General features: G+C 48.5%; 30 protein-coding genes and 4 pseudogenes. 17 read left to right on the forward strand and 17 right to left on the reverse strand.

The genetic code is table 11. The annotated features are described in order from the left end of the window. Positions 1–198: 198 nt before the first annotated feature. The 5 genes from NBH16_RS00005 to NBH16_RS00025 form a co-directional block, all read right to left on the reverse strand. Positions 199–507, reverse strand: coding sequence for a hypothetical protein (locus NBH16_RS00005; protein ID WP_250787865.1), 309 nt, complete (start codon positions 505–507; stop codon positions 199–201). A 25-nt stretch (positions 508–532) separates the two neighbouring features. Further along, complete coding sequence (locus NBH16_RS00010) at positions 533–769, reverse strand: hypothetical protein (RefSeq protein WP_196010114.1); 237 nt, start codon at positions 767–769, stop codon at positions 533–535. Between the two features lie 199 nt (positions 770–968). Continuing rightward, a complete protein-coding gene (locus NBH16_RS00015) occupies positions 969–3,047 on the reverse strand; it encodes a type IA DNA topoisomerase (RefSeq protein ID WP_250787866.1) in 2,079 nt (692 codons plus the stop codon). 96 nt (positions 3,048–3,143) lie between these two features. Next, positions 3,144–3,407 (reverse strand): DUF4099 domain-containing protein, encoded by a 264-nt coding sequence (locus NBH16_RS00020; protein WP_195605533.1) that lies wholly within the window; start codon positions 3,405–3,407, stop codon positions 3,144–3,146. A 42-nt stretch (positions 3,408–3,449) separates the two neighbouring features. Beyond that, a complete protein-coding gene (locus tag NBH16_RS00025; protein ID WP_250787867.1) occupies positions 3,450–5,216 on the reverse strand; it encodes a DUF3945 domain-containing protein in 1,767 nt (588 codons plus the stop codon). Between the two features lie 72 nt (positions 5,217–5,288). Between NBH16_RS00025 and NBH16_RS00030 the strand changes: the two genes are divergently transcribed. The 4 genes and pseudogenes from NBH16_RS00030 to NBH16_RS00045 all read left to right on the forward strand — a co-directional run. Further along, positions 5,289–5,513, forward strand: a complete 225-nt coding sequence (locus NBH16_RS00030) for a hypothetical protein (RefSeq protein ID WP_250787868.1) — start codon at positions 5,289–5,291, stop codon at positions 5,511–5,513. A 163-nt stretch (positions 5,514–5,676) separates the two neighbouring features. Beyond that, positions 5,677–5,853, forward strand: coding sequence for a hypothetical protein (locus tag NBH16_RS00035; RefSeq protein WP_250787869.1), 177 nt, complete (start codon positions 5,677–5,679; stop codon positions 5,851–5,853). Positions 5,854–6,324: 471 nt separating this feature from the next. Next, the gene (locus NBH16_RS00040) at positions 6,325–6,522 is read left to right on the forward strand and encodes a hypothetical protein (protein ID WP_250787977.1); all 198 of its coding nucleotides are present in this window, start codon (positions 6,325–6,327) and stop codon (positions 6,520–6,522) included. Then, positions 6,441–6,659 (forward strand): annotated as a pseudogene (locus NBH16_RS00045) (nucleotidyl transferase AbiEii/AbiGii toxin family protein); the annotation flags it as partial. The gene NBH16_RS00040 and the pseudogene NBH16_RS00045, both read left to right, overlap by 82 nt. 451 nt (positions 6,660–7,110) lie before the next feature. Here the strand turns inward: NBH16_RS00045 and NBH16_RS00050 are convergent. The 6 genes from NBH16_RS00050 to NBH16_RS00075 are packed head-to-tail and all read right to left on the reverse strand — an operon-like array spanning position 7,111 to position 9,312. Further along, a complete protein-coding gene (locus NBH16_RS00050; protein ID WP_250787870.1) occupies positions 7,111–7,404 on the reverse strand; it encodes a DUF4120 family protein in 294 nt (97 codons plus the stop codon). Positions 7,405–7,425: 21 nt separating this feature from the next. After that, positions 7,426–7,914 carry a hypothetical protein gene (locus NBH16_RS00055; RefSeq protein WP_250787871.1) on the reverse strand — a complete coding sequence of 163 codons (489 nt, stop codon included), beginning with the start codon at positions 7,912–7,914 and terminating at the stop codon, positions 7,426–7,428. Between the two features lie 10 nt (positions 7,915–7,924). Continuing rightward, the gene (locus NBH16_RS00060; protein ID WP_250787872.1) at positions 7,925–8,200 is read right to left on the reverse strand and encodes a hypothetical protein; all 276 of its coding nucleotides are present in this window, start codon (positions 8,198–8,200) and stop codon (positions 7,925–7,927) included. Between the two features lie 13 nt (positions 8,201–8,213). Beyond that, positions 8,214–8,762 carry a DUF4326 domain-containing protein gene (locus tag NBH16_RS00065; protein ID WP_250787873.1) on the reverse strand — a complete coding sequence of 183 codons (549 nt, stop codon included), beginning with the start codon at positions 8,760–8,762 and terminating at the stop codon, positions 8,214–8,216. A 17-nt stretch (positions 8,763–8,779) separates the two neighbouring features. Next, the gene (locus tag NBH16_RS00070; RefSeq protein WP_250787874.1) at positions 8,780–9,037 is read right to left on the reverse strand and encodes a DUF6926 domain-containing protein; all 258 of its coding nucleotides are present in this window, start codon (positions 9,035–9,037) and stop codon (positions 8,780–8,782) included. Positions 9,038–9,048: 11 nt separating this feature from the next. Then, the gene (locus tag NBH16_RS00075) at positions 9,049–9,312 is read right to left on the reverse strand and encodes a hypothetical protein (protein ID WP_196010121.1); all 264 of its coding nucleotides are present in this window, start codon (positions 9,310–9,312) and stop codon (positions 9,049–9,051) included. Between the two features lie 435 nt (positions 9,313–9,747). Here NBH16_RS00075 and NBH16_RS00080 point away from each other — a divergent pair, with 435 nt between their 5' ends. Together NBH16_RS00080 and NBH16_RS00085 are read left to right on the forward strand one after the other, a co-directional pair. Then, positions 9,748–11,196, forward strand: a complete 1,449-nt coding sequence (locus NBH16_RS00080; RefSeq protein ID WP_250787875.1) for a Fic family protein — start codon at positions 9,748–9,750, stop codon at positions 11,194–11,196. Positions 11,197–11,198: 2 nt separating this feature from the next. After that, positions 11,199–11,651 carry a hypothetical protein gene (locus NBH16_RS00085; RefSeq protein WP_250787876.1) on the forward strand — a complete coding sequence of 151 codons (453 nt, stop codon included), beginning with the start codon at positions 11,199–11,201 and terminating at the stop codon, positions 11,649–11,651. 57 nt (positions 11,652–11,708) lie between these two features. Here NBH16_RS00085 and NBH16_RS00090 read toward each other — a convergent pair. From NBH16_RS00090 to mobA, 5 genes and pseudogenes are all read right to left on the reverse strand, one after another. Continuing rightward, positions 11,709–12,797, reverse strand: a pseudogene (locus tag NBH16_RS00090) (TraM recognition domain-containing protein); the annotation flags it as partial. A gap of 121 nt (positions 12,798–12,918) precedes the next feature. Next, positions 12,919–14,571 (reverse strand): group II intron reverse transcriptase/maturase, encoded by a 1,653-nt coding sequence (gene ltrA / locus NBH16_RS00095; RefSeq protein ID WP_250787878.1) that lies wholly within the window; start codon positions 14,569–14,571, stop codon positions 12,919–12,921. Between the two features lie 639 nt (positions 14,572–15,210). Next, a pseudogene (locus tag NBH16_RS00100) lies at positions 15,211–16,131 on the reverse strand (YWFCY domain-containing protein); the annotation flags it as partial. A 35-nt stretch (positions 16,132–16,166) separates the two neighbouring features. Then, entirely contained in the window at positions 16,167–17,420 is a 1,254-nt protein-coding gene (gene mobB / locus NBH16_RS00105) for a conjugal transfer protein MobB (protein WP_250787973.1), read from the reverse strand. A 1-nt stretch (position 17,421) separates the two neighbouring features. Next, on the reverse strand, positions 17,422–17,880 hold the full coding sequence (mobA, locus tag NBH16_RS00110; RefSeq protein ID WP_128809752.1) for a conjugal transfer protein MobA: 459 nt from the start codon (positions 17,878–17,880) through the stop codon (positions 17,422–17,424). Positions 17,881–18,489: 609 nt separating this feature from the next. Between mobA and NBH16_RS00115 the strand changes: the two genes are divergently transcribed. From NBH16_RS00115 to NBH16_RS00135, 5 genes are all read left to right on the forward strand, one after another. Then, positions 18,490–19,242 (forward strand): ParA family protein, encoded by a 753-nt coding sequence (locus NBH16_RS00115; protein ID WP_250787879.1) that lies wholly within the window; start codon positions 18,490–18,492, stop codon positions 19,240–19,242. Between the two features lie 7 nt (positions 19,243–19,249). Then, complete coding sequence (locus NBH16_RS00120) at positions 19,250–19,669, forward strand: DUF3408 domain-containing protein (RefSeq protein ID WP_250787880.1); 420 nt, start codon at positions 19,250–19,252, stop codon at positions 19,667–19,669. Between the two features lie 2 nt (positions 19,670–19,671). After that, complete coding sequence (locus NBH16_RS00125; RefSeq protein ID WP_250787881.1) at positions 19,672–20,460, forward strand: DUF4122 family protein; 789 nt, start codon at positions 19,672–19,674, stop codon at positions 20,458–20,460. A gap of 38 nt (positions 20,461–20,498) precedes the next feature. Then, positions 20,499–20,717 (forward strand): hypothetical protein, encoded by a 219-nt coding sequence (locus NBH16_RS00130; protein ID WP_250787882.1) that lies wholly within the window; start codon positions 20,499–20,501, stop codon positions 20,715–20,717. Between the two features lie 249 nt (positions 20,718–20,966). Then, positions 20,967–21,296 carry a hypothetical protein gene (locus tag NBH16_RS00135; protein WP_250787883.1) on the forward strand — a complete coding sequence of 110 codons (330 nt, stop codon included), beginning with the start codon at positions 20,967–20,969 and terminating at the stop codon, positions 21,294–21,296. Positions 21,297–21,378: 82 nt separating this feature from the next. Here NBH16_RS00135 and NBH16_RS00140 read toward each other — a convergent pair whose 3' ends face one another. Next, positions 21,379–21,894 carry an SLOG family protein gene (locus NBH16_RS00140; RefSeq protein ID WP_250787884.1) on the reverse strand — a complete coding sequence of 172 codons (516 nt, stop codon included), beginning with the start codon at positions 21,892–21,894 and terminating at the stop codon, positions 21,379–21,381. Between the two features lie 15 nt (positions 21,895–21,909). Between NBH16_RS00140 and NBH16_RS00145 the strand changes: the two genes are divergently transcribed. The 6 genes and pseudogenes from NBH16_RS00145 (at position 21,910) to NBH16_RS00170 (ending at position 26,066) form a co-directional block, all read left to right on the forward strand. Next, a complete protein-coding gene (locus tag NBH16_RS00145; protein WP_250787885.1) occupies positions 21,910–22,107 on the forward strand; it encodes a hypothetical protein in 198 nt (65 codons plus the stop codon). Positions 22,108–22,305: 198 nt separating this feature from the next. After that, complete coding sequence (locus NBH16_RS00150) at positions 22,306–22,602, forward strand: DUF4134 domain-containing protein (RefSeq protein ID WP_250787886.1); 297 nt, start codon at positions 22,306–22,308, stop codon at positions 22,600–22,602. Position 22,603: 1 nt separating this feature from the next. After that, positions 22,604–22,936, forward strand: coding sequence for a DUF4133 domain-containing protein (locus tag NBH16_RS00155; protein WP_250787887.1), 333 nt, complete (start codon positions 22,604–22,606; stop codon positions 22,934–22,936). Then, positions 22,933–24,252 (forward strand): annotated as a pseudogene (locus NBH16_RS00160) (TraG family conjugative transposon ATPase); the annotation flags it as partial. The gene NBH16_RS00155 and the pseudogene NBH16_RS00160, both read left to right, overlap by 4 nt. Positions 24,253–24,428: 176 nt before the next feature. Beyond that, positions 24,429–25,658: a site-specific integrase gene (locus tag NBH16_RS00165; protein WP_186965822.1), complete on the forward strand. Its 1,230-nt coding sequence runs from the start codon at positions 24,429–24,431 to the stop codon at positions 25,656–25,658. A gap of 3 nt (positions 25,659–25,661) precedes the next feature. After that, positions 25,662–26,066, forward strand: coding sequence for a MerR family transcriptional regulator (locus NBH16_RS00170; RefSeq protein WP_250787888.1), 405 nt, complete (start codon positions 25,662–25,664; stop codon positions 26,064–26,066). Positions 26,067–26,092 lie beyond the last annotated feature (26 nt).

Here is a 26,092-nt window from a genome sequence, read left to right on the forward strand (position 1 = left end):
CTATAGAACCCGCACATCTTTGGGTTGAATTGATGTAACAATAAATCATAGAACGATAAAATGAATAAACGACATTATGAACATACGTTACCCAATATACGAGGGAGTTTATCGAATACTTACGGTCTTGAGATGATTGCTTGATTCATGACTCTATAATTTTAATTGTGAATACCCGGGCTTTGGCAGCCCGTTGAACTACAAGGGCTTTACGGCAAACGCTTCCGGAAAGGCAAGGCTTTCGGGAAAAATACCGCAAGCCCTCCGGGCGAGGATGATTTTTCCGCGAAACCCGGAGGACCCGGCCTTGTCGTCCGAAAAGAGGCGTTTGCCAACTTTGCCCTGTAGTTCCCGGTCTGTCAATGGCTGTATATGCCTCCCTTTCCTTTCCGAACGTGTTTTCATTATCCCTGTTTCCATAAGGCATGGAACACAAAAAGAGCCGTCCGTGAGGACAGCCCTGTCCTGCAAGGTATTGCAGCGGTTTATATGCCGTATTTGTTCCATCTTCCTATATTTTATGCCGGTGGAATCAGAATACCAGGTAGCTGAGGATACAAAAAAGTATCGCCGCTGCCACCAGGAAGCAGGCTACCTTATAGAGAAACCTGAAGAATCCCCTGAAACAGACGATGGCGACTGCCGTCCACACGGGCGATACGCCTCTTGAATACAGATAACCGAACACGATGAAGGCCGCGATGGCCAATACTGTCATCCTTGTCCATTTGCCTGTTGTCAGTTTTTCGATATATTCCCTCGTTTTCATGACCGTATATTGTTAATGGGTGAAACATGTCATTTCCAATTTCGGGGGCCGGAGAGCGGACCGCCTCCACAGGCAAGGTTTTCGGGGAAAATACCGGAGCGGGGCGAGGATGATTTTCCCCGAAACCTGCAAGGCCCGACCTTGCAGGTGGAAACGGGCGGTTCCGCTACCTTTGCCCGCAGAATTGGAATGGCGGGATTCATTTGCCTTTTGCACCTTTGGGCTTGGGAAAAGAAAGTTTCAGGTTAAAACTTTCGTCAAAGGTGAGTGCCGCATCGAAAGAACACCCTTTCTTACCCTTGAAACCCTTGATAAGCCGGGTGGAGCCGGATGAGAAAAGCTGTTCAAGATGCTGGTCGGTCAGTTCCTTGTTCAGGAAACGGCGGAACACCAGCAGCCCGCATCCTTCACGGTCGCATTTCGCGACCTTGGACTTCACCACCACGTTGCCGGCCTTGCACTTGGGGCAGGTAAAGGCGTGTGATGACGGTTCCGGGAATTTGAGGCGCAATATCTCGCCGGTTACTTTTCCGGTGTATTCCCTGATGGAGAGCATGAAGCTGTCCGGATCGAGGGTACGCCCCTCTATCCGTGCCAGTGCCCTTTCCCATGTGCCGGTCAGCTCCGCGTCGGCCACCATCATGTCCTTCACCGATTCGTAGAGGTACAGCCCCTTTTCCGTCGGCAGGATACTCTTGCCGGAACGCTCGACATAGTCACGTTTGAACAGGGTCGTGATGATGGCGGCACGGGTGGCGGGTGTGCCGATACCCGAATCCTTGACAGTCTCACGTGCCTCTCCGTCCGTGATGTCCTTTCCGCAGTTTTCCATGGCGGCAAGCAGCGTGGCTTCCGTGTAAAGCGGCCTGGGCAGGGTCTTTTTCTGCGATAGTCCGCGACCCGAGAGCGGAACCAGCCCGCCTTCGGCAAACAAGGCCGTTCCTCCGCCATCTTCCGACTCGTCCTTTTCCCGGTCCTCCTTCCGGGCGAATACCGCCCGCCAGCCCGGGTTGACGATGAAGGCGGAGCGGGAGTGGAAACCCATGCCCCCGCACACGCACTCCATGAGCAGCCGCTCCTTCTCGCAGCGGGGGGAGAAGGCTTCCAGCATCCTGCCGGCTATCAGGGTGTAGACGGCGGATTCCGCCTCGGACAACTCTTCGGGAACGACACCCGTGGTAATCAGGGCATGGTGATCGGTCACTTTCGTGGCATCCACGCTCCGGGTGTTCAGAGCGGAAAAGTCGAAAGTGCGTCCGTACTCCTTGAACAGAGGCATGGCAATGATTTTTTCCAGCAAGGCGGGTATATTCGCCATGACATCTTCGGGTATGTACCGGCTGCCCGTTCTCGGGTACGAGACCAGTTTCTTCTCGTACAGGGATTGGGCGATGGAAAGTGTCTTGTCCGCCGTAAGGTCGTGGTGGATGTTGCAGTCCTTCTGAAGGGAGGTCAGGTCATACAGAAGCGGGACCTGCTGGAAAACCGTACCACGCTCCACTTTGGTGATTGTCACCGCCGAGCCGGGAATGATGCGTCCGTATGCCGTTTCCGCCGCTTCCTTGTCCCCGAAGTGCTCCGGATGGATGAACAGCCGGTGCGCCTCTCCCAGCTTCAGCGTGATATGCAGCTGCCAATACGGGACGGAAACGAAGTTACGGTTCTCCTTGAAGCGTGCGCATATCATGGCGAGGGTCGGGGTCTGCACCCGTCCGATGGAGTTGTTCGCCGAACCGGAGGCTGTCGCCAACGCGCGGCTGGCGTTCATGCCCACCAGCCAGTCCGCCTTCGCCCTGCTGTCTGCGGCCGCATAGAGGCTGTCGTATTCATGTCCTTCCCTGAGGTCCGCCATCCCCTTTCGGATGGCCTCGTCGGTAAGCGAGGAGATCCACAGGCGTTTGAAAGGCTTGGTACAGCCCAGGTGGGAATATATCCACCGGAAGATGAGTTCCCCCTCACGCCCGGCATCGGTCGCCACGATGATGCTGTCGCACTTGGAGAATACTTCATCAATGATTTTGAGCTGTTTGCCGGCGGCGATGTCCGTCACCATTCCCCTGTCCGTACGTATCTGCCGTTCCACAAGACGGAACGGCTCAGGAAGCATCGGAAGGTCTTCGGCGGTGGTTCTCGTGTAACCGTATGTTCCCGGCAATGCCAGTGATACTAAATGTCCCAGTGCCCATGTCACCATGTAGCCGTCCTTTTTCTCTGTAGCCCCGACCACACGGGCTATCTCCTGACCGACACTCGGTTTTTCTGCTATGATTGCTATCATGATTCGGATAAGAATTAAGCCGTTTCCCGCTTGCCGGCGTGCGGAGGGACGGGAAACGGCGGTTATACATTCGGTTTACATATTATAGAGGAGGAGTTACTGTCCAACAGGCTTGATGCCGAGGATTTCGAGCAGCGGCTCGCCGTCCTTGCGTACCAGCTGGAGTGTGGCGTCCATCACCACGTCCACGCCGAGCAGCACCAGGCTGAGCGATACCACGTTCGTTTTCTCACCGCTGAGCAGCGTATCGAGTTCCCCGGCCATTTCCAGCTCGTCCTTCAAGATGCCGATGGCGGCCAGCTCGTCCCAGTTCACGTCTTCCGCCTTGAAAGGCGTGTTGTTTTCCTTGTTCATTTCCATGTTCTGATTTTTTTGGATTCAACATTCGTTTTGCTTTGACCCTCAGGCTATGCCCGCACCTCTGGATTGGCGGTTTTCCTCTCCCTGTCTTTGTGTGGCGGACACCACGTTGCGCTGCGAGGCGTCGCGTCTGCGGTCGGGGTTCTCGTTGTAGAAGTCCAGCCGTCCCTGGTTGAAGTTCGCCTTGACGTACTGCGAGATGGTCTTGCCGTCATACCCCTTGATGCCCTCGACCAGTACCGCCTTGCCGCTTTGGAGGTCGGCACGCTGCTTGCGGGTAAGCTCCACGTCCCATACCTTGGACGGTATCTTGAACTCCTCGCGCTGGTCGAAGCCGTCCGGGGTGCGCGAGTAGCTCAGACGGCCCGTTTCGAGGTCCGCCTTGATGAACGAGGAGAATTCCTCGCCCCTGCGGTTCACCATGCCGTTGAGGAAGACAGGCCTCCCTTCACGCAGCTCTTTCTGCTCCTCGGGAGTGATTTTCACGCCGTTGATCTCATTCGGAATGTAGATTTCCCGTGCGCCTTCAGGGGAGTCGGGGTTGTAGCGGGTGTAGGACGGGCGGCCTGTCGCCTCGTCGAGCTTCACGTAGGAGGAGAACAGTTCCCCGTCCTTGCGCTTCATGCCCTCCACGAAGATGGCCTTGCCCCCGTTCAGGTCGTCGATCTGCTTCTTGGTCAGTTCCACGCCTCCCAGGTACTGCCGGTTGAAGAGCTTGTCGTTCTCGAAGATGAACTCCACGCCCCTGCGCTCGGCATTGACCTGGATGTGGGCGTCGAACGGGTTGCCCGATCTGGCTGTCATTCCTTCTATGAATATTTTCTTTCCTTCACGTAGGTCGTTCTGTTCCTGTTCGGTCAGTTTCACCCCGCTGATTTCACGTGGTATGAAGACATTCTCGGCTTTCATCGCCACCACCTCGTTGGTCAGCTTGTCGATGCTGACGAAAGAGGGGACATACTCGCCGTTACGGTTCTTCAGTTCCACGACACGCCCCATGTTACCCGTCTCAAGCAGGTTCTTCTTGTCCTCGTCGGAGAAGATGTGCCCGAAGTAGGGACGGTCGAGGTCGGGTTTCTGCCGGATACCGTGGATGCCCAGCACGATGTCCCCGGAGCGGGACTGCTGGAACGAGAGCCTCGCGTCGGTGCGTAGTACGGCGGAGCCGAAGTTCATGCTGATGGGCACGACCTGGTTGGTCTTGTAGCCCTTGAGCATCTGGTCGAGTAGTCCCCGCTCCTGAAGTTCCTCACGGGAGAGCCCGAAGTTCTTCAGCTGTTCCCAGTTGATCATGGACTCGTTGTAGCGGTACTGGGGCTGTTGCTGCGTGCCTCCGCCTTGGGCGGCCTGCTGCTGTGTTTCATTTTCTTTTGCCATTTCTTCTTGATTTTGATGGTTGATACTTTGGTTTTCCTTGTCGCGGGGGACAATCTCGTACTGCTTGAGGAATTCTTCCACCGCGTCTGTCTTTTTTCCGGCGGCGAGGTCTTCGATGGCCTGCCGCACTTTCGGGTCGTCCAGCGCTTTCTCCTTGACGGAGAGGATGCCGAAGCGTGTCGGGTCCTTGAGCTGGCTCCAGAAGTTCTTCAGGAAATTCTCGAACATGCTGGCGTAGCGGTCGATTTTGAGGAAGGAATTGCGGTGCTTCCTGTCCGCCGGCACTGTTTCGTGCCTGCCGTCCTTGTCGAGTTTGCTGACCGCCTGGAGGAGCAGCTCCATCTTGTCGAGGATAAGGATGATGTCACTCATCTGCTCGTTCTCGGTGACCTGCGGTTTGAGGGGCTCGTCCCTCACGTTTTTCTTTGCCATAACTTTGTTTTTTTAACGTTGATAACTGTTGTTGTCTCTGCAAATATATAGGCGAAAAATTGATAAATTACTATGTTTCAATACATTATACTATACATTTCATCGGATGTCATCCTGTTTCACCGCAGGTGGGAAAAGGCGGGGCGGGAAAATGGGAAAATCAATGGGGAAAACATGGAAAAAGCGCCGGACCAAAGGGCGGAAGAGAAGAAAAAAGTACGAATGGCAGCTCGGAAGCAAGAAAAAACGGCAGAAAATCACATGGGCGACACGAAACCAGCGAAAGAAAAACTGTAATATGCAGAGTTGGGAGCGAGCGAAGCCCTTGTCCCCCGTTTGAGGCGTCTCCTGATGGGACAGGAAGAAGATTTGGTTTGGAAAACTCCGGATGGCGTGCCCCTTTGGGATATTATAATGAGGCAAAATATCTCCCGTCGGATTTTTTTATTGACCTTGTATTATGCGTCGTAGGTCGCTTCGCTTGCCAAGTCCCGGACATTTCCGCAACTCGGACGGCAATACCGGAACGTTTTTTCGGGCGGAAAATTACCGCAGGGAATTTTATGTCCCGAAAACCGGAGGCTTGAACGTGCAGGTATTCGCCCTCCGGGTTACCTTCCCCGAAGGGACTTGGTAAGGGAAGCGCGGCTTGTGACGGATTTTTATAGAGGAATATGGAATAAGATACCATGACGGTATTGAAAAGCCTAATGAGTACACAAAAATCTTTATTTTCTGACTACTTTTACATAGTCATTGTATCAATACAGAGACAACTTTGTCTATGGGCGGCTACTATCTGTATTGGATAATCCGGTACTTTTCCTTGTTTTATCCAATACAGACAATTCCCATTGTTATGGCTCATAAACGGGTATGGCTGTTTGTTGTGCGGTAGCTTTTCATTTTTAATGAACACAAACAAATAGTGAACAAACTATGGTGTTGGCAGAACGTGAAATATTAAATTCAGAATTGGAAGCATTGCGGGAAAAATTGGCATTACCCCCCGAAAACAGTCATTCAAAAAGAGGATAATCCATACAAGAATTTTGATGCAATCATCCAAATTATGAATGTGGATTTTCTATGTGAAGTCAAAAACACAGTGACAACCGCGACTATCGGGAATATTGTAAGCCGATTAAGGATGTTGGCGGCTACGGAAAAACAACCCGTATTGCTGATAGCCAAATACATCACGCCAACTATGGTGAATATTAACTGGATGTTGTTCCATATGGTGTCGCTAAGGAAGACGATAACTTCTATTGGCCGCCTGAAAAAAGGATTGCGATGTCTGTAAAAGGTTTTGATGAAGTGTTGGCGGAAGCCATAACTGTCAATATAGATGACGAGTTCAATATCAAGATCGCCTCTCTTCACGGTTTGTTCCTCCTGAAATTCAATGCGTGGTCGGATAGGAATATCAAGACGGACAAGGTGTCCTGAAGACAAACATTGACTATCAGCTTGATCTTTTGATGCGGTTGCCCTGTTTTTTTGCAATAAATTCGATTGGGTATAAAAATAATGCTTACTTTTGTGCGTTAAAAGTGCCCGTGCGAGCTTAGTCGTCGCATCTGCACTATAAAAAGGAAGTAGAGAAGTCCCGGTCATTTACGGCCGGGATTTCTTGTTTTTATACCATATCGGCTGCGAAAGTTTTGCAAACTCCAATTTCAAATTTTAATTTGCCATATAAGGATTTAATTCGGTATTTTTGCGGAATTTCCGTATTTTTTTGTTTTAATCCTGCAAATACAGGAATTAATTTTTCCGATTCAGCGGCTTGAAGACCGGATAAGTGACAAAAAATGAGTGAAAAAGTGCATAGGCAATCCAAATCTGATCACTTCTCCACTATATCCGCTCAATATGGCAGTCGCAGGTTTTAAGTATGTATGCTCCAGCCGTGGAAAGATTTTCCGATCATTACGGCAAGAGATTCATCCGGTCTGCCATGATACAGCAGCCCTCCGACAATCCCCCTGTTTCCGTCCGCAGCCACTTGTGCAAATCCGAATGAATACGGCGAACAGTCGTAATACAGTTCAATTTCATACACTCCTTGGGAATTGGTTTCCCATTGCTTGAGGCAGTCAATACAATTCTGAAATGTTGTGTCACCGATACTTTTGGCGTACTCCGCTACCTTGTCGTAATGTTTCTGACAATCGATTCTCATAATATGAATATTTAATGTCGTTTATAATAGTTCTTCGTAAGCTCCGAAACCGATACACCCGGCTATGACAAAACCTTCCCCACCTTTATCTGCCAACGATTTCAAATCATTCAGGCTGTCGCAGTAGAAGAATATTTCATCATCCTTTTCTGTACCGGTATCCATAGTCAAGGCGATTCTGGCCCCTGTCGTTTCCAATGTATCATTCCATCGTATCATGCAATCCGCGTAATGAGGATCATGACCTTTTTTCGTGTAGTATTCCAGATATCTGCCGCCGATTTCCTTTCTGACTTCCTCAGGCTTTTTCCATGAACTGTCATCCACGATTTCAAGGCCCAGCCCTTCGACAAGCAGCTTTGTGCCGTTATCATATACCATAAGGGTACGCTTGCCCATGTACTTTTCGCGCATTTCCGCCCAATCCGGCAAGTCCCGACGCTCTACGGTCCATATTCCACGGTAATCCTTCGGTGTGGAATTGTATTCGCTCAATGTTATCTTTTTCATTTTAATAGAATTATAAGAAAAACTTCTGTCTTGCATGGGCCCGTTCCAATACATGCAGATTGTCGTATCCGATGGAGTTCAGTTCTGCCAGCAGGCTCTTGTATTCCTTTTCCGTCGCGGGCAGTGTCCCGGAGATGATTCCCCTGTAATCGGCTGCGCCATGCTGTCCCGCGTGCATGTAGGATGTGATTGTATTTTCGGATTCGTTCCACGGTATATATGGAAAGAGGGCGATTACCCCGCCCTCCTTGAACCGTCTGAACACTACCTTAATAGGTGTTTCCATATCAGTCTGTTGTCTATCCGTATATAATCTTGTCCATTTCCCTGTCGGTCAACGTGCATAGCTCTTCGTTGGTGCAATAGTAACAGATATTCTCGTCCTGTCCGACGGCTTCACCCAAAAGGTTGCGCATGTCATCTTCCAGTTCATGCCCCAGCTCCTCCACCGATATCGTATAGGTTTCCATGCCGGTCGTAATCTCACGTGACGGGTATGCCTTGCCCTTGTAGAAAATTGTACCGATCTCTATGTCCTCGCCACGCCCGGTCATCCTGTCAAGGTACTCCTTGATAATATCCCCATGGCATGGGTGCGGTTTGCAGAAGCATCCCAGAGTCTTTCCCTGCAACTCATGAACCCTGCGCCTGTATTCCGCATCGTTCGCCAGCCTCCTGTAAAAATATTCGCGGAATCCGGCCAGTGTCCCGCCCCGGTCCATGTCCTGCTTCAGCCTGAACGGATTACCGAAATACCCGTCCTGCCCTTTACCGGCACGACCGATATATACATCGTATGCCTCCTTATGGATATTCACCACCCTTGTATGTTTCCTGTTATCTGCCATACTACTATGATTTTTAGTTATGATTCTGTTATGAAAATGACCTTGTAGGTCTTGCACGCTTTCCCGAAAGCGGGATTGGTGTCAAATTCCTTGTATGACTCCCAATCCACCGACATGGTGTAGCCGTCCGGGAAGTTTTCTGTGATGAACCGGGTTATCATCTCCTTGTCTTCATCAGGCAGGAACAGTTCCTCCCGGGTGCCGTACTCCAATGAAAAAATCGCCCATTCGGGAATGTTGTCCCAAATGAGCGTCTTGCCGTTATTACCATTCATAATCCTGCTGTTTATTGCTGTGATACCATAAGCTCTTTGATAATGCCGTCAAGCTCTGTTTCCCACTTGTCCGTTCCGTCAATCAGAGAGGGATAGGTAAGCTGTTTCCACTGCCGGTAATCGAACAGTTTCATCCGTAACGGATAGTAGTCGAACAGCTTCCGGTTGCCGGAGAATATTCTCAGGTGGTTGATACTCACTTCCATCAGTTTTAGTCCGTAACGGTCAATTATCTCATTGAAACGTCCCATAGGTGTAAAGTTGCTTCTGCCCATATCTTTCGTTTTTGAGTTAGACATCTGCGGCTCGTCGAGCCGGTATTTTATTTCTTGCCTGCCCAGCCGTTCCGTGCCGGATTGTGCAAGGCTTTCGGGAAAAATACCGCAAGCGCAGCGAGGATGATTTTTCCACGAAACCCGAAGGGCCCGGCCTTGCCCAATCCATAAGGCACGGGACGAACTTTGCAGGCTGAAATAAAACAGCGGTATCCTATTTCTCCTTCTTGTCGCTGTCTTCTTTGGGTATCAGGTGCTGTAAATCAGGAGCGCATGAGAAGGTAGTCTTGTACTAAAGCCGAAGCAGAGGATGGCATGATGCCATTTTCTCATTTTTTCAGGACGGTTTGTCCTTTCCGGCAATAGTTTTCAATACATTTGCCCGGGAATCAATGAAAAAAACGCTACCTTTGTACTTATGTTACAGGATTATATATGATTATAGAAGACCTTGATATAGTAAAACGGCTGATAGCCGAAAAAGAAGGCGGACTGGTGGAGTTCAAGGAAACCACCGGTCAGTTGGAGCGCGGTATGGAAACCCTTTGTGCCTTCCTGAACGGGAACGGCGGAACGGTACTGTTCGGTGTGAACGACAAGGGAAAGATTATCGGGCAGGACGTGAGCGACAAGACCAGACGGGACATAGCTGATGCAATCAACCGGCTGGAACCTGTGGCAATGGTACAAATATCTTATGCGCCATTGCCGGATAGTGAGAAAAAAGTAATTATTTTCCGTGTTGAAGATTCCAGACTCAACCGTCCGTTCTGCTATAAGGGACGACCCTATATGCGGGTGGAAAGCGCGACCACCACGATGCCGCAGACAGCATATAATAACCTGCTGTTGCAGCGTGACGGAAACAGATACCGCTGGGAACTTTTAGAAAACAAAAATCTGACCTTACAGCACTTGGATACCAACGAGGTGTTGAAGACTGTCAGGTTAGGTATAGAATGCGGTCGTTTGCCGGAAGATACGGGCACTGACGTCCCTGTCATATTGGGAAAGTTCGGGTTATTGAAAGATGGGGTGTTGAACAATGCGGCAGCCGTGCTGTTTGGAAAACACGAGGACATGGAATATCCCCAATGCCTGCTCCGCTTAGCCCGTTTCAAAGGAACGGACAAAACCGTATTCATGGACAGCCAACGCATTCAAGGCAACTTTTTTCAACTGCTCAATGCGGCAATGGCATTCATTTTCAAGCATCTTTCCTTATCCGGCACAACCGATACATTGGAACGGGAGGAACATTTGACCATTCCATATAAGGCAATAAGAGAAGGGGTATTGAACAGTCTGACCCACAGGTCGTACAAAGAAGCCGGCGGTTCGGTGGGCATAGCCATTTATGACGACCGTGTGGAGATAGAAAACCCCGGTACTTTTCCGCCCGACTGGGATGCAGAGAAGATGAAATCAGAGCATGAATCAAAACCACAAAACCCATTATTGGCCAATGTCCTGTATAAACGAAAGGTTCTAGAAAGCTGGGGACGAGGCATAGGGCTGATGATGTCTGAATGTAGCAAAGCCGGATTACCCGAACCGGAATACAAGATATGGGCAAACAGTGTAACGCTGATATTCAGATGTGAGGTGGCAAACCGACCAAGCACCGACCAAGCACCGACCAGGCACCGACCAGGTACCGACCAGGTTCTTGCTTTGGTGAAAATACTGAATGAGCGTGAGTTGTCCGTAAAAGAAATAATGGAAGCATTGGAACTGAACCATCGCCCCACATTCAGGACAAACTACTTGCATCCTGCATTGAATGAAGGATATATTATTCCATTGTACCCTGAACAGCCGAGTCACCCGAAGCAGAAATACCGTCTTACGGAAAAAGGCTTGGAATTGTTGAAACAGCAATAGGCATGGCGAAAAAGAAGAAGAAACAGCAGGGGCACTATTGCCGTATCTGTTGCGGCTACAAGGCGAACGAGAAGTTCTCCGGTAAAGGACACGCACAGCATATCTGTAAAAGTTGTATGTCCGCTATGCGTAACGGTAAAAATCCGGAGGATATTTTGCCGGAGCCGTTGCCCGTGAGCCGGGAAACAACACGTTTTAAGAAATTGGACAAGGAGGAAAAAGCCGTGTTGAAAGCGTTTGTCACCGAAGCCACAACCGAATACTGGCAGGAAAACAGACAGATACCGTTTGCGGAGAGTTTCTCCGAATTAAAAAAATATATCATCGGAACTTATGATGAGGAATGCGGCATACTGCTGAAAGATGATACCGAACTGAAAAATTACTTTCAGACCCACACGATAACGACCATAAACAAATTGCTTAAAGAGGAAATTTCTGAAAATCAGGATTAAAATGACGGGCGGGACAAGATATCAGACTTGCCCCGCTCATTTTTTGTCGCCCACCGGTTATTTCTCCTGCAACAGATGTTTCAGGTTCTCGTCGTTTGCGATTCGTTCCATTTCATCTTCAATTATTTGCAGCACGTCCGCCTTGATACGTGAATAGTTGCGGTCTATCTGCTGCTGCATGATATCGTTGCCGTCCGCATCCTTGAACCCGTTGATGACAGGTATCTTCCTGTATGCTTTGGTTTCTGCCGCCACCTTCTCATTATCGACGATGATACGGGCATGGAAAATCTTCTGCTCGATTTCCTCACCGAAGTTGTCCGCCACGCTGCCCACGAATGTGCCTTGCGAGAGATTGGCTATCTTGGATGCCGGTATCAGCGAGTCCAGTTGCGTGTTGATAGAAGTGGAGGTATCCTGCCGGTTGATTGATATGGATTGCCGCTGTTGGAGTATCTTTCCGAAACGCTCCGAAAGGTTCTTTGCCGTTTCTCCGACCACCTGTCCTGAGAAAATGTTACCGACTGTATTTTGGATCACCTTCGCCTCTTTTTCACCGTAGTCACGGGTCAGCTGTGAAAAGTCCTGGAAGCCGAGACAGACCGCCACCTTGTTGCTTCGTGCGGTGGCTATCAGGTTGTCGATGCCGCGGAAATAGATGGTCGGAAGCTCGTCAATGATGATGGAACTCTTGAGCTGCCCCTTCTTGTTCACTAATTTCACGATACGTGAATTGTACAGTCCTAATGCGGCCGAATAGATGTTCTGCCTGTCCGGATTATTTCCCACACAAAGGATTTTAGGATGTTCCGGGTTGTTAAGGTCAAGCGTAAAATCATCCCCCGTCATGACCCAGTAAAGCTGTGGTGAAATCATCCTCGAAAGCGGGATTTTGGCGCTCGCTATCTGGCCCTGCAATTGGTCTTGGGCTCCGGATTGCCATGCGTCCATAAAGGGGGAAAGGTAGTTTTCCAATGAGGGATAAGAGGTGAGAATCGTGAAAATGTCGGCATACGGTTTGTTAAGAAATTCTATCGCGTGGGGGAAGGTGCAGTACTTGCCGTCCTTGTAAATCCGCAGATACCAGATAATTGCGGCGAGCAGGATAATCGGTGACTCAACAAAGAAATCACCCTGTTTCTGTATATCGGGTAAGTCAAGGGCATTGCTGCCCCCTTCTCCCCTAAGAACCGTACATGAGAGTTTCCCCTCATACGGCTCAAGCAACTCAATATTTCTATTTGTTGTTAGAAATCGGCTCATACTTTCAACATTTTCGTTTATTTCGCTTGTAGCAGTTGTTGTGGACAAGTTGCCGTACAATCGAACCGCCAACAGATATTTCGTTGACGTTCCATGCTTTTGTACAATCTATTTCCTTGCCACATAACGGACAAATCCGGTTCTGCTTGTTCCATAAATATAAGAGAGACTTACGTCCCTTGAGAGATTCCAGCATTTGTTGCTCCTTTCGCTGAAAGAAATAATCATCGTATTCCGGGTCGAAAGGGTTTGCCTCACCTTTGATTTGCTTGTACGGAGTATAATGTATATCCGACAACCTTTTAAGGGTCAGGTAGTTCACTTTCTTGCTCTTGGTTTCATATTTCCATGCAAACGTCCATTTACGCCCCCGAATTTCATGCCAATATTTGTCTGCAACCCAAGACTTGCGTTTCTTTGGATGGCGACGTAAAGCCCATTTCTTCGTGAGATTGTAAATGTGATTGTCACAACCATGAAAAGCATCGGTTGATGCACCATATCGGTAATAGTTGCCCCAACCTGTGATTACAGGATTAAGCATTCGTATCAGCGATTCCTGCTTACACATTTTATGTCCTTTAACGATGTCACCGATTTTTGCCCTGAAGCGTTTCTGTGCATCTTTGGACGGGGATGTGTATAGCCTTTTGCCAAACTTCCTCACATTGAAACCTAAGAAATCAAAACCGTCGTATATGTTCGTAATGGTAGTTTTCTCTTCGGATAAGGTCAGCCCTCTTTCTTTGAGAAATTCTATCACGATAGGTTTGACTTCGTTTTCCAATAGCTCCTTATCTCGACCTGTGATTATAAAGTCATCCGCATAACGAATAAGGTTTACCTTGTAGTGGAATGTCTTATTGTTGCGCCATAATCTTTTGAATCTTTCAGCCAAGAGTGGTTGAAGTCCGTCAAGTGCTATATTTGCAAGTGTCGGTGATATGATACCTCCTTGTGGTGTACCCTCTTCTGTCGGGAATAGTTTGCCATTGAATACAGCTCCACATTTCAGCCATTTTCTGAGTATCGTCTTATCCATAGGGATGTGATTAAGAAGCCAGTCGTGACTGATATGGTCGAAGCAGCCTTTAATGTCTCCCTCCAAAATCCATTCGGGGGAATGCTGGCGGTTTAGAACCGTATCAATCTGACGGATAGCGTCCATTGTCCTGCGTTTCTTGCGGAAACCATAAGAAAAGCGGTCGCCTGTCGTTTCGGCTATCGGTTCCAATGCCATGAGATATAATGCCTGCATCGCCCTGTCTTTCATTGTCGGTATTTCCAACGGTCGGAGTTTACCGTTCTTTTTCTTGATGTGAACCCTACGAAGCGGCTGCGGATTGTAACCACGACGTTTCAGTTCACCGATTGCTTTGTACTTGCGCTTGGGAGAATCCCAAAGCTGTTTATCTACTCCAGACGTTTTCTTCCCTTTGTTGGAAGTAACCCTCTTTACCGCCAATGCCTTGGCGTAAAAAGAGTGGGTCAGCATCCACTGCAAGGCTTTCACCTTGTTATGTCTGCCTTCCTTTTGAGCCTTTACAATACGCGCTTGTAGCTTTCGGACATAGGCTTCACACTTGGACCAGTCCATGCCGTCCCAAGTTAGATTCCTACTATCAGCAGGCGCACACGATGTTTTAGTTTCGTTCATTTGCTTTCCTCCTTTTGAAAGTTCTAAAAGTTATCTTGTAAAGAGTTACCATATACGGAAGTCTGCCCACTTTCGTGTCGGATGATGTCACCAATAACAACCCGTGATGTTGATTCAATCCGTATCCACCCCATTACAGGGTGGCATTCGCTTTTTCCGTTATCTCATACCTGCACCCCATTCGGCTTGCCTTGCGGTTCGCTTACTCGCATTCTTACGAGAGAGATACAGGCTTGCCCTGTTCCACGTAATTGACAAACGGATAGTTTAGGTTCTGCCAAGTCCGCCGGCAGTGCTGTGTCCGTGTAACCCCAACATGGGCAAGGGTTATCCGACTGCTTACCTTTTGGTGAGAGCTAAAGTATCTTGCGCTCCTTCAAACCTTACGACGGCTAAAGTCAGTTCACTTACGTTAACCATGCTATCCAGCCTCGCCACTCAACGGTATGATACTAACCGTCCTTGACATTCCCTCACGGTTCAGTCTTGTCCTTTCGGAAAGTGTACTTTGTCCTATAAGCTTGGCACAACCCATCACTGGAGATGCACCTTATAGTAGGCTACCGCTGACGGAACAGCGGGTTGAATCATGCAATTAATATTACTGTCTAACAATCAATTACGTGACTTTACAGGTCACACCCACGTCTTGTTCAGGTTGAGCATTATCGTGTAGGCGGATTCGTAGGCATCACTGATATCCACCATGAATTTGGGGTTGATGGGATTGCACCGGTGGCTGCGGCGCGGGTCATCGAAATTGATGACGTAGAACTCCGGCTTCACCTTGTAATGTCCCCTGTGTTTCAGCAGATGATTGTACGCGATTTCGGACAAGTCCGGAAATTTGTAATCATAAATATACATCGCGAAGGATTTCTCGATCTGCTGTTTTATGTAGTTGTTTACCACTGCGTAGGACTTTCCGCTACCCGGTGTTCCAAGCACGATGGACGCACGAAAAACGTTTACAACGTTGATCCATCCGTCCCATTCCTTGCCCTGATACACGAACTTGGTCGGCAGGTTGACGGAATACTCGTTCTCCATCAAGCGTGTTTCCTGCATGAAACTCTCGTTGGCGGTGTTGAACACGTCCTCCATAAGGTTGTGTTTCAGCATACGGCTTATCCATACGCCTGACATCAAAAGAAGGATGTACCCGGCGGTCAGCGTTACCGTGTAAATGGCGGCATCAGCTGTCGGACTGAACGGCAGGTCGAGCATCCACCAGTTCATGAAGAACAATACAAGCCCCGAAAGGAAGGCGGTATATATCTTCCGCCAGGTCATCCTCCGGTTCTTCACGCCCTTCGTGCCTAAACATGACAGGGCAAGGAATATGATGGCGAACACTTTTGTCACCAGCAGGTTGCTGAAAAGCCCTGCCGTTCTTTGGAAATTCAGGAGTATCCTGTCGACCACTCCGATATTGATACCCGCATCCACGAACGCCCGGTAACAGAACCAATAGACGTGGATGACAACAAACACGATGGATATGGCACGCATGAACTCCATGACCTTTGCCAATCCTCTCAAATCATCTTCCTGTTGCATAACTATATAATTTTAATGGTGAATGAATATTGTTTTCAGGAGATACCCCGTGAACGGCGTTTCTTTTTCTTCTTGCGTTGCAGCCTTCGGGCAAGAGCCTCTTCCTGCGGGTCGGGACCGTTTGCTTCAAAGTTGAAGATCCCGAAAGCCTGTCCGATGGCATCTTCCATGCCGGCAGAGAAACTGCTTTGCCCGCTGATATCCGGTGTGGGAGCATCCAGGTCCGGGATATTGCCCGGTTCGTTGAACAGGCGTTCAAAGGCATTTGCCGAGAACTCCTTGCCGAGCCGTGAGCCGTTATAGACCTCCCGGTTCCTGTGGTCGATGAAAGTTGCGCCGTAAATGCGTCCCTCATCATTTTCACGGAATACCACGTCTATTCCCTGCCTGTTGAGCAGACGGATGAAATCCTCCCGGTTGCCCCGGCAGCCGTGCATGGCGAGTGCCACCCCGTTCCGTATCTTGGGTTGCCATTTCTTGTTCTTGTATTCACGGGTATTGTAACCGATACGCTTTTCCAGTCCTTCATAACCGAAGCGTTTTCCGATAAGGGAGGACTTGATGGGCGTACATACCGGTTTGCCTGCATTGTCTGTCAGGGTATAGACAATGCCGTTGTAAGGTGTTCCTCCAAATTCGCCCCTGACCTGTTTCGCCTCGATGTTGAAGCAGGACAGCAACGCACTATACTCCCCGAATGACTGGAAACGGTAAGTGGAGAACACGCTTTTGAGGATGTTGGAAACTTGTTGCTTTACATCGCCATTCCGATAGTCCGCTTTCTTGAGGTACGGCTCCAACAGTTCCTTGCGTTTGTCCTCCACCTGCTTCAGTCCGAACTTCCGTTCCAGTTCCCGGCAGGCCTCCATCGAGCGGTTCCACTCGTAGGCGTCGTCAATCTTTTCCCCTTTCTCGTTCACGCAGGTGGAAACGATATGGATATGCCTGCGGTCTATGTCCTCGTGGATATACACGATGTAGGGCTGGTCGCCGTACCCCATTTTCTGCATATACTCCCTTGCCAGGTCTGCGAACTGGCTGTCGGTCAGCTTGTCGTCCGCCGAAGGGTTGAGCGATATGTGCAGCACCGGCTTCTCCGTGTTCCTGTTGGCAAGCAGGTAGTTCTCGAAAGCCCAGAGCGTGTTCCTCATGACATGCTCCGGATTGCCCGTGACATCGGCAATCATGCGGTTGCCCGAAATGATACGTGCCATGGACTCGTTCACTTTCTGCTGGTTGTAGATGACAGCCCCATAGAGCGACACGCCCCTGTTGATTTTTGCCACCATGTCATTCCTCCTCCCTCTGTTTTCTGATAAGGTAGGTTTCTTCAAACTCACGGGTCAGCATGATGATCCGCTTGCCCAGCACCACCAGATCTATGGTCGCCTTTTCCAGATTGCGGAGCAGGGCGTATGCCCGTTTCTCCCCGAAGTTGTTCTTGATTGCCTTTACCGTCTGGTTGTAGTTGTTGCCGATGGCCTGGAACTGATGGTAGAAATTGGTAAGACGGACATAGTAGTCCATCGTCGCCTTGTCGATTCTGACCACCTTGATTTCCCTGTTAAGTAGTACCGATTTAATAAACCTTGCACGGTAAGCCATACCCGATTTCTGGAACGAGAGTTCAAATTGCGCGTTCTCCCGTGAGTTGAATTTGATACCGTAACGGTACACGGCAGGATCGGATTTTGATTTCCGGCCTGCACTTTTTCTTGTTTTTCTGTTCTTGTTTTCTTCCATACGCATTGATGTTTTTGTTTCTGATCTTCCGTCCCGGATTCACGACTTTGGAGTGAATCCCACCCCGAGCCGTCAGGCGAGCGGCAAGTTGTTTTGGGTTGCCCGAAATATTTCGGGCTGCCCAAAACACAACTTGCTATGTTCGCTTGAACATGAATTTGCCTATCGTCAAATTGTGTTTGACCCTTCAGCCTCATTCTTCGGCTTCGGAAAGCCCTCGCAGCCGTATCCGTTCCGTTGTCGGTGCAAAGTTATGGCGGTTTATTCTGTTGTAAAATAGCAAGTTATATGTAACATGATGACATATGGTGACACAGGTCGTCACCTCCCTTGAAACATGGTGGAAGTATGGGAAAATACCATTTTATTTGCAGCGTGAACGGTAAAACAAACCAATAGACAAGTCCATAACCGTTGTATTGACGGTTTGTGAAAATACTTGTTGCAACAGACGGGCAATGATTGTTTGCTTGCTTTGTTAAGATAAAGAATTATCGGTTGGTCGGTTTTCCGGTTGGTGAGCACAAAGCAACCGTATCACTAACAAACCATGTCACAAAGCAAACAACAGACAAGTAAAACAATAGTATAATAAACCATTAAAAAAGTTCAGTTATGAAGAAGAATCCATTATTCGTTGCAGTCAGCAATCAAAAGGGTGGGGTCGGCAAAAGTACCATGTTGATAACGCTTGCCAGTCTCCTGAATTATTCGATGGGCAAGAATGTGGCCATCGTTGATTGTGACTCCACCCAGCGTAGCCTGTTCAATCTGAGGGAACGGGACATGGAGATGGTGGAGATAAACAAGAAGTACATGGTGTTGCTGGAGGAACAGAGACTCAGGGGACGTAGGATTTATCCTATCAGGCAGGCAAAACCGGAGAATGCACGCCATGTGGCCGGAGAGTTGGCGGCAAAAGCAGATTTTGATATCGTTTTCATAGATCTGCCGGGATCTATGGACATATCTGGCGTTTTGCAGACCATTTTCAATGTGGATTATGTATTGACCCCCATTGCCGCTGACAATTTTGTCATGGACAGCAGTTTTGTCTTTGCCAAAAGCGTCATGAAGTGTGCGGAAAACCGGAAGAACATTCCCTTAAAAGACGTGCTCCTGTTCTGGACCAAGGTCAAGAAAAGAAGCAACACCGAGGTGCTTGACAACTATATGGCACTGATGAAGAAACAGGGGTTGAAAATTCTGGATTCAATAATTCCCGATCTCTGCCGCTATGACAAGGAACTGTCATCCCGGACACGCACCTATTTCCGCTGTTCGCTCCTTCCACCGCCGGCAGGACAGCTTAAAGGCAGCGGATTGCAGGAACTGGCAAACGAACTGATTGTAAAATTTAACCTGTAATTGAGATATGGCAAAGAAAATTGTAAAAGTGAATGAAGAAAAAATCAGGGGGTATATGGTCGGTGACATTCCTGATGCCATCGAGAACGAGGATATCATAGTGGTTGAGGTTCCGGAAGAGGGAAACAATGAAAGGCAGGATACGGAAAAAGAAACTGCCCGGAAAAATTCCAAATCTTGCAATATGCCTGAAAGTGACAGTAACTTTCGTCAAAAGTATCTGGTGAATACCCCCATGCCCGGACGTATCCAGGTGTACCTGAACCGCAAGCTGTACGACGAGATAAAGAATTATCTCAATGTGATAGCTCCCGAAATAAGTATTGCGAGCTATATCAGTAATATCATAGCCGAGCATATAGAACTCAACATCGAGGAAATCACCCGAATGTATAAAGACCGTTTTTCACCCCCTAAAATTCAATAGTCATGGAAACAACATTAATTTATTTTTCAGTAAAAGCCGTGTCGGCAACTTATATATTATATAAGGTATGGATGTTTATATTCAGTCCGAAAGTTTATAAATTCTGGAACAATCAGCTTCGTTATATGCGCATTGCACGTATCCGGTTATGGAAATTACGCAAAAAACGGATGGTGGAAAAAGCAAGGAAAGCCCGGTATAGGGCAAGACTGGACAAGGCTGAAGCATGGATCGCACAAGCGGAGAAGGATATCCTGAAAGTCGGGCATGAAGAGAAAACCGAAACGCAGCCGAATCCCCTGGACGAGTATAATGAAGTAATCGGAAAGACGAAAATAGTCTATCTTGAAGACCCGGACGTGGCGAGAAAAACTCCCACACGTTCTGAACCTATGAAGAAAGAGCCTATAGAGGAAGATGAGGATATAGATCCGGATGATGTGATAGATGACTTCTCTTCACAAAAGGGACTGACAGAATCGGAAAAACGGGAACTTATGTCAAATGATGGGTGTATTCCTGATCCGGATTTTTCAAGGGCACTGACTTTTGAGGAACTGAACAATGTCGCTGATGTGCTTATTTCGGGGACGGATGACAGAAAGAAAATCCGAAATGCTGCCGAAACCTTGTACCAACTTCAGGATACAGACCTGTTCAGGTTCTTTTCAACCGAATTGAGTACTCAAAGCCAATTGGAAAAACTGCTCAAGGAAAATATGCCAAATGGAAAAGAGACATCAAAACAGTCTTTGGAACAGATTGGAATTGATTGGAATAAATACATGTAAATATGGAATCGAATGAGAAAAACAAAAAATAACAAGCAATGCCGAAGTCAGAAGCAGAATCTTTTGGCATAAAAAGAAATCCTGCAATTCGTGCCCCACGCATCTATCTATCTGAAGAAGAAGTCATCAGAATTATGCGGAAAGAAGCCGCTATCAAAAAGAAGATAGGAAATCTTATTGATAGTATGCTTTGTAATGACTCACAAATTTCAGAAATGGATAATACAAAAAATGAGACAGAGGCATTCGATATATAGATATAGATGAATTCGTTTAATTGTTTCTTTTTGCTGTCATAGTTTCAGAAGGCATGTCGATGTGATATCGGTGTGCCTTTTCCTGTTTTTGGAGATTTATATATCCAAACTGTCTCTTTTTGTTTCCATCGTCATATTAAATTTCTGCCAATATTGGCACTTATATATTATGGACTATAAGATAATGCTGACAAACAAGTATTTAAGAGAAATCAATGCAAAAATTCTATCTTTGCAAAAAAATGAACGATGGCAATGAAAAAAGCGATATTGGAAAAATGGCTGGTGGCGCAGAAACGTCACCGTCTTTCAGACAAGCAAGTACAGATGGCCCGTGAATTGGGTCTGAATCCCGACAAACTCGGCAAGATAGACAACCACAAGCAGGAGGTGTGGAAAACCCCGCTTCCGCAGTTTATTGAGGAAATCTACTTCAAGCGGTTCAAACGGGAAGAGCCGGAAACGGTCAAACCCTTAAAGCTGATTATGGCTGAAATGGAGGTCAAGAAGAAACAACAGAAAGCGAAGAAGGAGGAACGGAGGAAACAGCGTGCCCTCTCTTCCGGTTCTGAGGAATAGGTAATGTATATATAAAAAGAAGCGAAGTGTGAAGGCCGACCGGCTTTCACACTTCGCTTTTCCATTCCAATACAGACAGCCGCTATTTCATCCTTTCATAAAGATTGATGACCGGCTTGCCGCTTTCTAACGCCTTGCTCACCGTGTAGAATGTTCCCCCTCTCGGCACAAGATCCCAATAAGCTATGACTGTATCCGCTTTACGCACCATGTATTCATCCCTGCGAAGGTAGCAGCCCTTGTGGTAATTTTCGGAAACCATGACCACCCGGTCCATCCTTTCCAACAGACGGGCATACAACAGCTGGTCTTCCGCTTCAAACCACAAGGGCTGTTTCCGAAATGGTACTGCCGCTATGAGCTTGATACCTTCGTATCTCTCCCTGACCTGCAAGACCGCCTCCGCAGCAGTCATATCAAATCCGCTGGCCATCCCGGTGTAGTACTCCTTGTATCCCTGCCCGTACAGTTCTGTTACCACTCCGGCCACAACATCCCTGATTTGTGCAAGTATCCGGGGATCGTTTCCGAACCCTTGCAGAATACGTTCCTTACGGTGTCCCGTGAAAGCCACTGTCTGATTGTTTCTTGTTTCCATGTTATCTTCTGTTTTTTGTTTTACATATATCCATTCAAACCGAACGGTATTTTATTTCCTGAAGGCTTTTCCGCCCCGGTCCGGAATCCCGCAAGGCTTGCCGTGAAAAAATACCGCAAGCGCAGCGAGGATGATTATTTCACGGCAACCAGCCCGCAGGGCCGCCTTGCCGGGTTTCCAGGGACACGGGGCTACCTTTGCCGGAAGAAATGAAATGCCGCTTTCTCCTTATCCCTGTTTTTACTGTTTCATATTTCCGGGAAAACCCTTTTTGAATGGTTGAAAATCCCTGCCGATGTAACGTGATGTCATAAGGTGTCACAGGTCGTACAGTTTGTAAATCAACAGATTAAGTGCTATATATTCGCAGTCGAAATGATTTTTTGTCTCACTAATTAAAAGTTTCGACACATGAAAAAAAGATTCTTTTTGGCAGCCATGGCGCTGCTGGTTTCAGTGGGGGCTTTCGCCCAGGGTAATGGTATCGGAGGAATTACCGAAGCAACCAATATGGTCACTTCGTATTTCGATCCCGGAACTAAGTTGATTTACGCCATCGGTGCCGTTATCGGCCTTATCGGAGGCGTGAAGGTCTATTCCAAGTTCTCGTCCGGTGATCCGGACACCTCAAAGACCGCCGCCAGCTGGTTCGGTGCGTGTATCTTCCTGATTGTCGCCGCCACCATCTTGCGCTCATTCTTCCTGTAATATGGCGGAATACAATGTCAACAAGGGAATCGGGCGCAGCCCGGAGTTCAAGGGACTCAAGAGCCAGTACCTGTTCATCTTTGCGGGAGGATTGCTTGCTTTGTTTGTAATCTTCGTCGTCATGTACATGGCAGGCATAGGCCAGTGGGTCTGCATCGGTTTCGGGGTCGTTTCCGCATCGGTGCTGGTCTGGGGCACTTTCAGGATGAACTCGAAATACGGTGAATGGGGCCTTATGAAACTCCATGCGCTGCGCAGCCATCCCCGCTACATCATCAGCCGGAGAAAGTTCCTCCGGTTGTTTTCTCCAACCATTAAAAAAAGAAAAACATGAGAAACGTAATGAAAACAGCCACGCTGGAAAGCAAGTTCCCGTTATTGGCCGTGGAGAACGGCTGCATCATCAGCAAGGATGCGGACATCACCGTGGCATACCGGGTGGAACTGCCGGAACTCTTCACGCTGACACGAGCCAAGTACGAGTCCATGCACTCCACCTGGGCGAAGGCGGTCAAGGTATTGCCGAACTACAGTATCGTGCACAAGCAGGACTTCTTCATTGAAGAGGGGTACAAGCCAGATATCTGCAAGGAAGACCTGAGTTTTCTGAGCCGCAGTTTCGAACGTCATTTCAACGAGCGGCCATATTTGCAGCATACCTGTTACCTTTTCCTGACGAAGACCACGAAAGAGCACAGCCGGACAACCAGCAGTTTCAACGCGCTTACACGGGGATTCATCATCCTCAAGGAGATGCAGGACAAGGAAACCGTCACCCGTTTCTTGGAGTGCTGCGGGCAGTTCGAGCGCATCGTGAACGACAGCGGCCTGATCCGTATCATTCGCCTTGCGGATGAGGAAATCGTCGGAACCGGGAATTCAGCCGGCATCATAGAGAAATATTTTTCCATGTCTCAGGAAGACGCCACCTGCTTGCAGGATCTGTCTCTCGGTGCGGGGGAAATGAAGGTCGGGGACAATTACCTTTGCCTTCATACGCTTTCCGATCCGGAAGACCTGCCGTCAAACGTATCTACCGACTGCCGGTATGAACGGCTTTCGACAGACCGGAGCGACTGCCGCCTGTCCTTTGCCGCCCCGATAGGCATCCTGCTCACGTGCAACCATATCGTAAACCAGTACCTCTTCATCGATGATTCGGCGGAGATTCTCAGGAAGTTCGAGCAGACCGCACGGAACATGCACTCGCTTTCCCGTTACAGCCGTTCCAACCAGATCAACCGCGAATGGATTGAGGAGTACCTGAACGAGGCACACAGCAAGGGGCTGGTTTCCATCCGTGCGCACTGCAATGTCATGGCATGGAGCGATGACCGGGAAAAGCTCAAGCGCATCAAGAACGATGTGGGCAGCCAGCTGGCGTTGATGGAAGCCAAACCGCGCCACAACACGGTGGATGTGCCGACCCTCTTCTGGGCGGCAATACCCGGCAATGCCGGAGATTTCCCGTCCGAGGAGAGTTTCCACACCTTTATCGAGCAGGCCCTGTGCCTGTTCATCGGGGAAACCTCCTACAAGGACTCGCTCTCCCCGTTCGGCATCCGCATGGTGGACCGCCTGACCGGAAAACCCGTCCATCTGGATATTTCCGACCTGCCGATGAAGAACGGCACAATCACCAACCGTAATAATACCCTATATTTTTACCGTTTTTATATTGTTTGAGTTTGTGTATAAATAGCTGATATTTAGAGATTGTTAGGAAAATGATTTGGCTTTTGATTTGCTATTTTTTCCGATAATCTCTATTTTTGTATGCAAATCGTATGTACAAAATAGACGTATAACAATAAACAAGGCAGCCTATGTTCAAGTATTCAAAAGATGGCATATCCGTACTGTCGGTACTGGATGCACGCAGGGCGAAGAAAAGCGGTCTGTTCCCTGTCAAGATACAAGTGATACACAACCGCAAGCAGAAATATTATTCCACCGGAAAGGAATTGTCCAAAGAGGACTGGGAAATCCTTGCCGAAAGCAAGAGCCGCAGACTGATTGAGATACGGGCAAGCGTGGAAAACAGTTTCTCCATCATAAAAAGCCAAGTGGAAGCCCTTGCGGAACGTGGGGACTTCTGTTTCGATGCGCTCAGCATGAGGCTGGGCAGGTGTACTGGTACAACCCTTAACACAGCCATACAGGGGAAAATAGACGCATTCAAACTCAACGGGCAGGTAAATTCCTATTATAACTACCGCAGCACGTTGAAAAGCATAGAACGGTTCGCAGGCGGCAGCGTGCCGTTCTCTGCGGTTTCTGCGGACTGGCTGTCACGCCTTGACAAGTTCCTGCGGAACGAGGGCAAGACCGTCACCACCATAAATTTCTATATGAAAGCCCTTAAATGCGTGGTGAATGACGCAAGGCGCAACGGGATTTTAAAAGAAGCCCAATACCCGTTCGGCAGGGGGAAGTACGAGATACCGAGCGGCAACAGCCGAAAGTTAGCCTTGACGATGGAACAGATAAAAAAAGTCGTGACATACAAGGGCAGCAAGACCGTTGAGAAGTACCGGGACTTTTGGTTTTTCTCCTACCTGTGCAACGGTATCAATTTCAGGGATATGCTTTTCTTGCGGTATGGGAACATCGTGGACGGTGAAATCTGCTTTGTACGCTCCAAGACATCGCACACGTCCAACCATATACGGGAAATAAGGGCGGTACTCACTCCCGAAATGCGGGATATTATAAAACGGTGGGGAAACCCGGACGATGGGAAACCCGATACTTTCCTTTTCAAGTACGCCAGAGAAACGGAGGACGAATTCGCCATTTCTGCAATAGTCAGACGGGTAACGCACCGTTGCAACATCGCTTTGGCTAAAATAGCCCAAGCTGTCGGTGTCCCCCGTTTCACGACCTATTCCGCCCGGCATTCCTACGCGACTGTCTTAAAACGCAGCGGAACGAACATCGCTTACATATCCGAGAGTTTGGGGCATTCAAGCCTTGCCATCACGGAGAACTACCTCGCCAGTTTCGAGCAGGAGGAGCGGATAAGGAACGCGCAGTTATTAACCAAATTCGATTGAGCCATGCCGAACAAGAAAACCAAGACGGTGAAGATTAGACACCTTGAATGTTTCAGTGCCATTTATGGGGAACTGGCGCAGAATCCCGAATACGCAGACTACGAAATAGAAGAAGCCGTACTGCAAGTGAAATCATATATTCCCCCTACCGTCAAAGACGTGGACAAGGCGATAGAGAAAATAAGGTTCAGCCATGCCACCCGTAAATACAAGTACCCCGTATTCGAGGGCAGGGAACTGATAGACCAAAAGACATTGGCGAAAATGGCGGGCGTGAGCAGGCAGACCGTAGCCCGGTGGGAGGAACTCGGTTTCATATCCCGTTCGGACATAGGGCTGTCGGGAAACAAATATTTCGTAATAAAAGAAGTCGTTTCCCAACTTGAAAGGTTAAAGGATGTAAAATAACGGCATTCGCATAATCACTTAACATA

The sequence above is a fragment of the Parabacteroides sp. Y3-G-102 genome (genome assembly GCF_023656845.1).
GTDB classification, from domain to species: domain Bacteria; phylum Bacteroidota; class Bacteroidia; order Bacteroidales; family Tannerellaceae; genus Parabacteroides; species Parabacteroides distasonis.

Bases quoted from the DNA above. Each gene is read 5' to 3' on its own strand.
- NBH16_RS00005 (WP_250787865.1), bottom strand. From the start codon at position 507: ATGGAACAAATACGGCATATAAACCGCTGCAATACCTTGCAGGACAGG.
- NBH16_RS00010 (WP_196010114.1), bottom strand. From the start codon at position 769: ATGAAAACGAGGGAATATATCGAAAAACTGACAACAGGCAAATGGACA.
- NBH16_RS00015 (WP_250787866.1), bottom strand. From the start codon at position 3,047: ATGATAGCAATCATAGCAGAAAAACCGAGTGTCGGTCAGGAGATAGCC.
- NBH16_RS00020 (WP_195605533.1), bottom strand. From the start codon at position 3,407: ATGGAAATGAACAAGGAAAACAACACGCCTTTCAAGGCGGAAGACGTG.
- NBH16_RS00025 (WP_250787867.1), bottom strand. From the start codon at position 5,216: ATGGCAAAGAAAAACGTGAGGGACGAGCCCCTCAAACCGCAGGTCACC.
- NBH16_RS00030 (WP_250787868.1), top strand. From the start codon at position 5,289: ATGTTTCAATACATTATACTATACATTTCATCGGATGTCATCCTGTTT.
- NBH16_RS00035 (WP_250787869.1), top strand. From the start codon at position 5,677: ATGCGTCGTAGGTCGCTTCGCTTGCCAAGTCCCGGACATTTCCGCAAC.
- NBH16_RS00050 (WP_250787870.1), bottom strand. From the start codon at position 7,404: ATGAGAATCGATTGTCAGAAACATTACGACAAGGTAGCGGAGTACGCC.
- NBH16_RS00055 (WP_250787871.1), bottom strand. From the start codon at position 7,914: ATGAAAAAGATAACATTGAGCGAATACAATTCCACACCGAAGGATTAC.
- NBH16_RS00060 (WP_250787872.1), bottom strand. From the start codon at position 8,200: ATGGAAACACCTATTAAGGTAGTGTTCAGACGGTTCAAGGAGGGCGGG.
- NBH16_RS00065 (WP_250787873.1), bottom strand. From the start codon at position 8,762: ATGGCAGATAACAGGAAACATACAAGGGTGGTGAATATCCATAAGGAG.
- NBH16_RS00070 (WP_250787874.1), bottom strand. From the start codon at position 9,037: ATGAATGGTAATAACGGCAAGACGCTCATTTGGGACAACATTCCCGAA.
- NBH16_RS00075 (WP_196010121.1), bottom strand. From the start codon at position 9,312: ATGGGCAGAAGCAACTTTACACCTATGGGACGTTTCAATGAGATAATT.
- NBH16_RS00080 (WP_250787875.1), top strand. From the start codon at position 9,748: ATGATTATAGAAGACCTTGATATAGTAAAACGGCTGATAGCCGAAAAA.
- NBH16_RS00085 (WP_250787876.1), top strand. From the start codon at position 11,199: ATGGCGAAAAAGAAGAAGAAACAGCAGGGGCACTATTGCCGTATCTGT.
- ltrA (WP_250787878.1), bottom strand. From the start codon at position 14,571: ATGAACGAAACTAAAACATCGTGTGCGCCTGCTGATAGTAGGAATCTA.
- mobB (WP_250787973.1), bottom strand. From the start codon at position 17,420: ATGGTGGCAAAAATCAACAGGGGCGTGTCGCTCTATGGGGCTGTCATC.
- mobA (WP_128809752.1), bottom strand. From the start codon at position 17,880: ATGCGTATGGAAGAAAACAAGAACAGAAAAACAAGAAAAAGTGCAGGC.
- NBH16_RS00115 (WP_250787879.1), top strand. From the start codon at position 18,490: ATGAAGAAGAATCCATTATTCGTTGCAGTCAGCAATCAAAAGGGTGGG.
- NBH16_RS00120 (WP_250787880.1), top strand. From the start codon at position 19,250: ATGGCAAAGAAAATTGTAAAAGTGAATGAAGAAAAAATCAGGGGGTAT.
- NBH16_RS00125 (WP_250787881.1), top strand. From the start codon at position 19,672: ATGGAAACAACATTAATTTATTTTTCAGTAAAAGCCGTGTCGGCAACT.
- NBH16_RS00130 (WP_250787882.1), top strand. From the start codon at position 20,499: ATGCCGAAGTCAGAAGCAGAATCTTTTGGCATAAAAAGAAATCCTGCA.
- NBH16_RS00135 (WP_250787883.1), top strand. From the start codon at position 20,967: ATGGCAATGAAAAAAGCGATATTGGAAAAATGGCTGGTGGCGCAGAAA.
- NBH16_RS00140 (WP_250787884.1), bottom strand. From the start codon at position 21,894: ATGGAAACAAGAAACAATCAGACAGTGGCTTTCACGGGACACCGTAAG.
- NBH16_RS00150 (WP_250787886.1), top strand. From the start codon at position 22,306: ATGAAAAAAAGATTCTTTTTGGCAGCCATGGCGCTGCTGGTTTCAGTG.
- NBH16_RS00155 (WP_250787887.1), top strand. From the start codon at position 22,604: ATGGCGGAATACAATGTCAACAAGGGAATCGGGCGCAGCCCGGAGTTC.
- NBH16_RS00165 (WP_186965822.1), top strand. From the start codon at position 24,429: ATGTTCAAGTATTCAAAAGATGGCATATCCGTACTGTCGGTACTGGAT.
- NBH16_RS00170 (WP_250787888.1), top strand. From the start codon at position 25,662: ATGCCGAACAAGAAAACCAAGACGGTGAAGATTAGACACCTTGAATGT.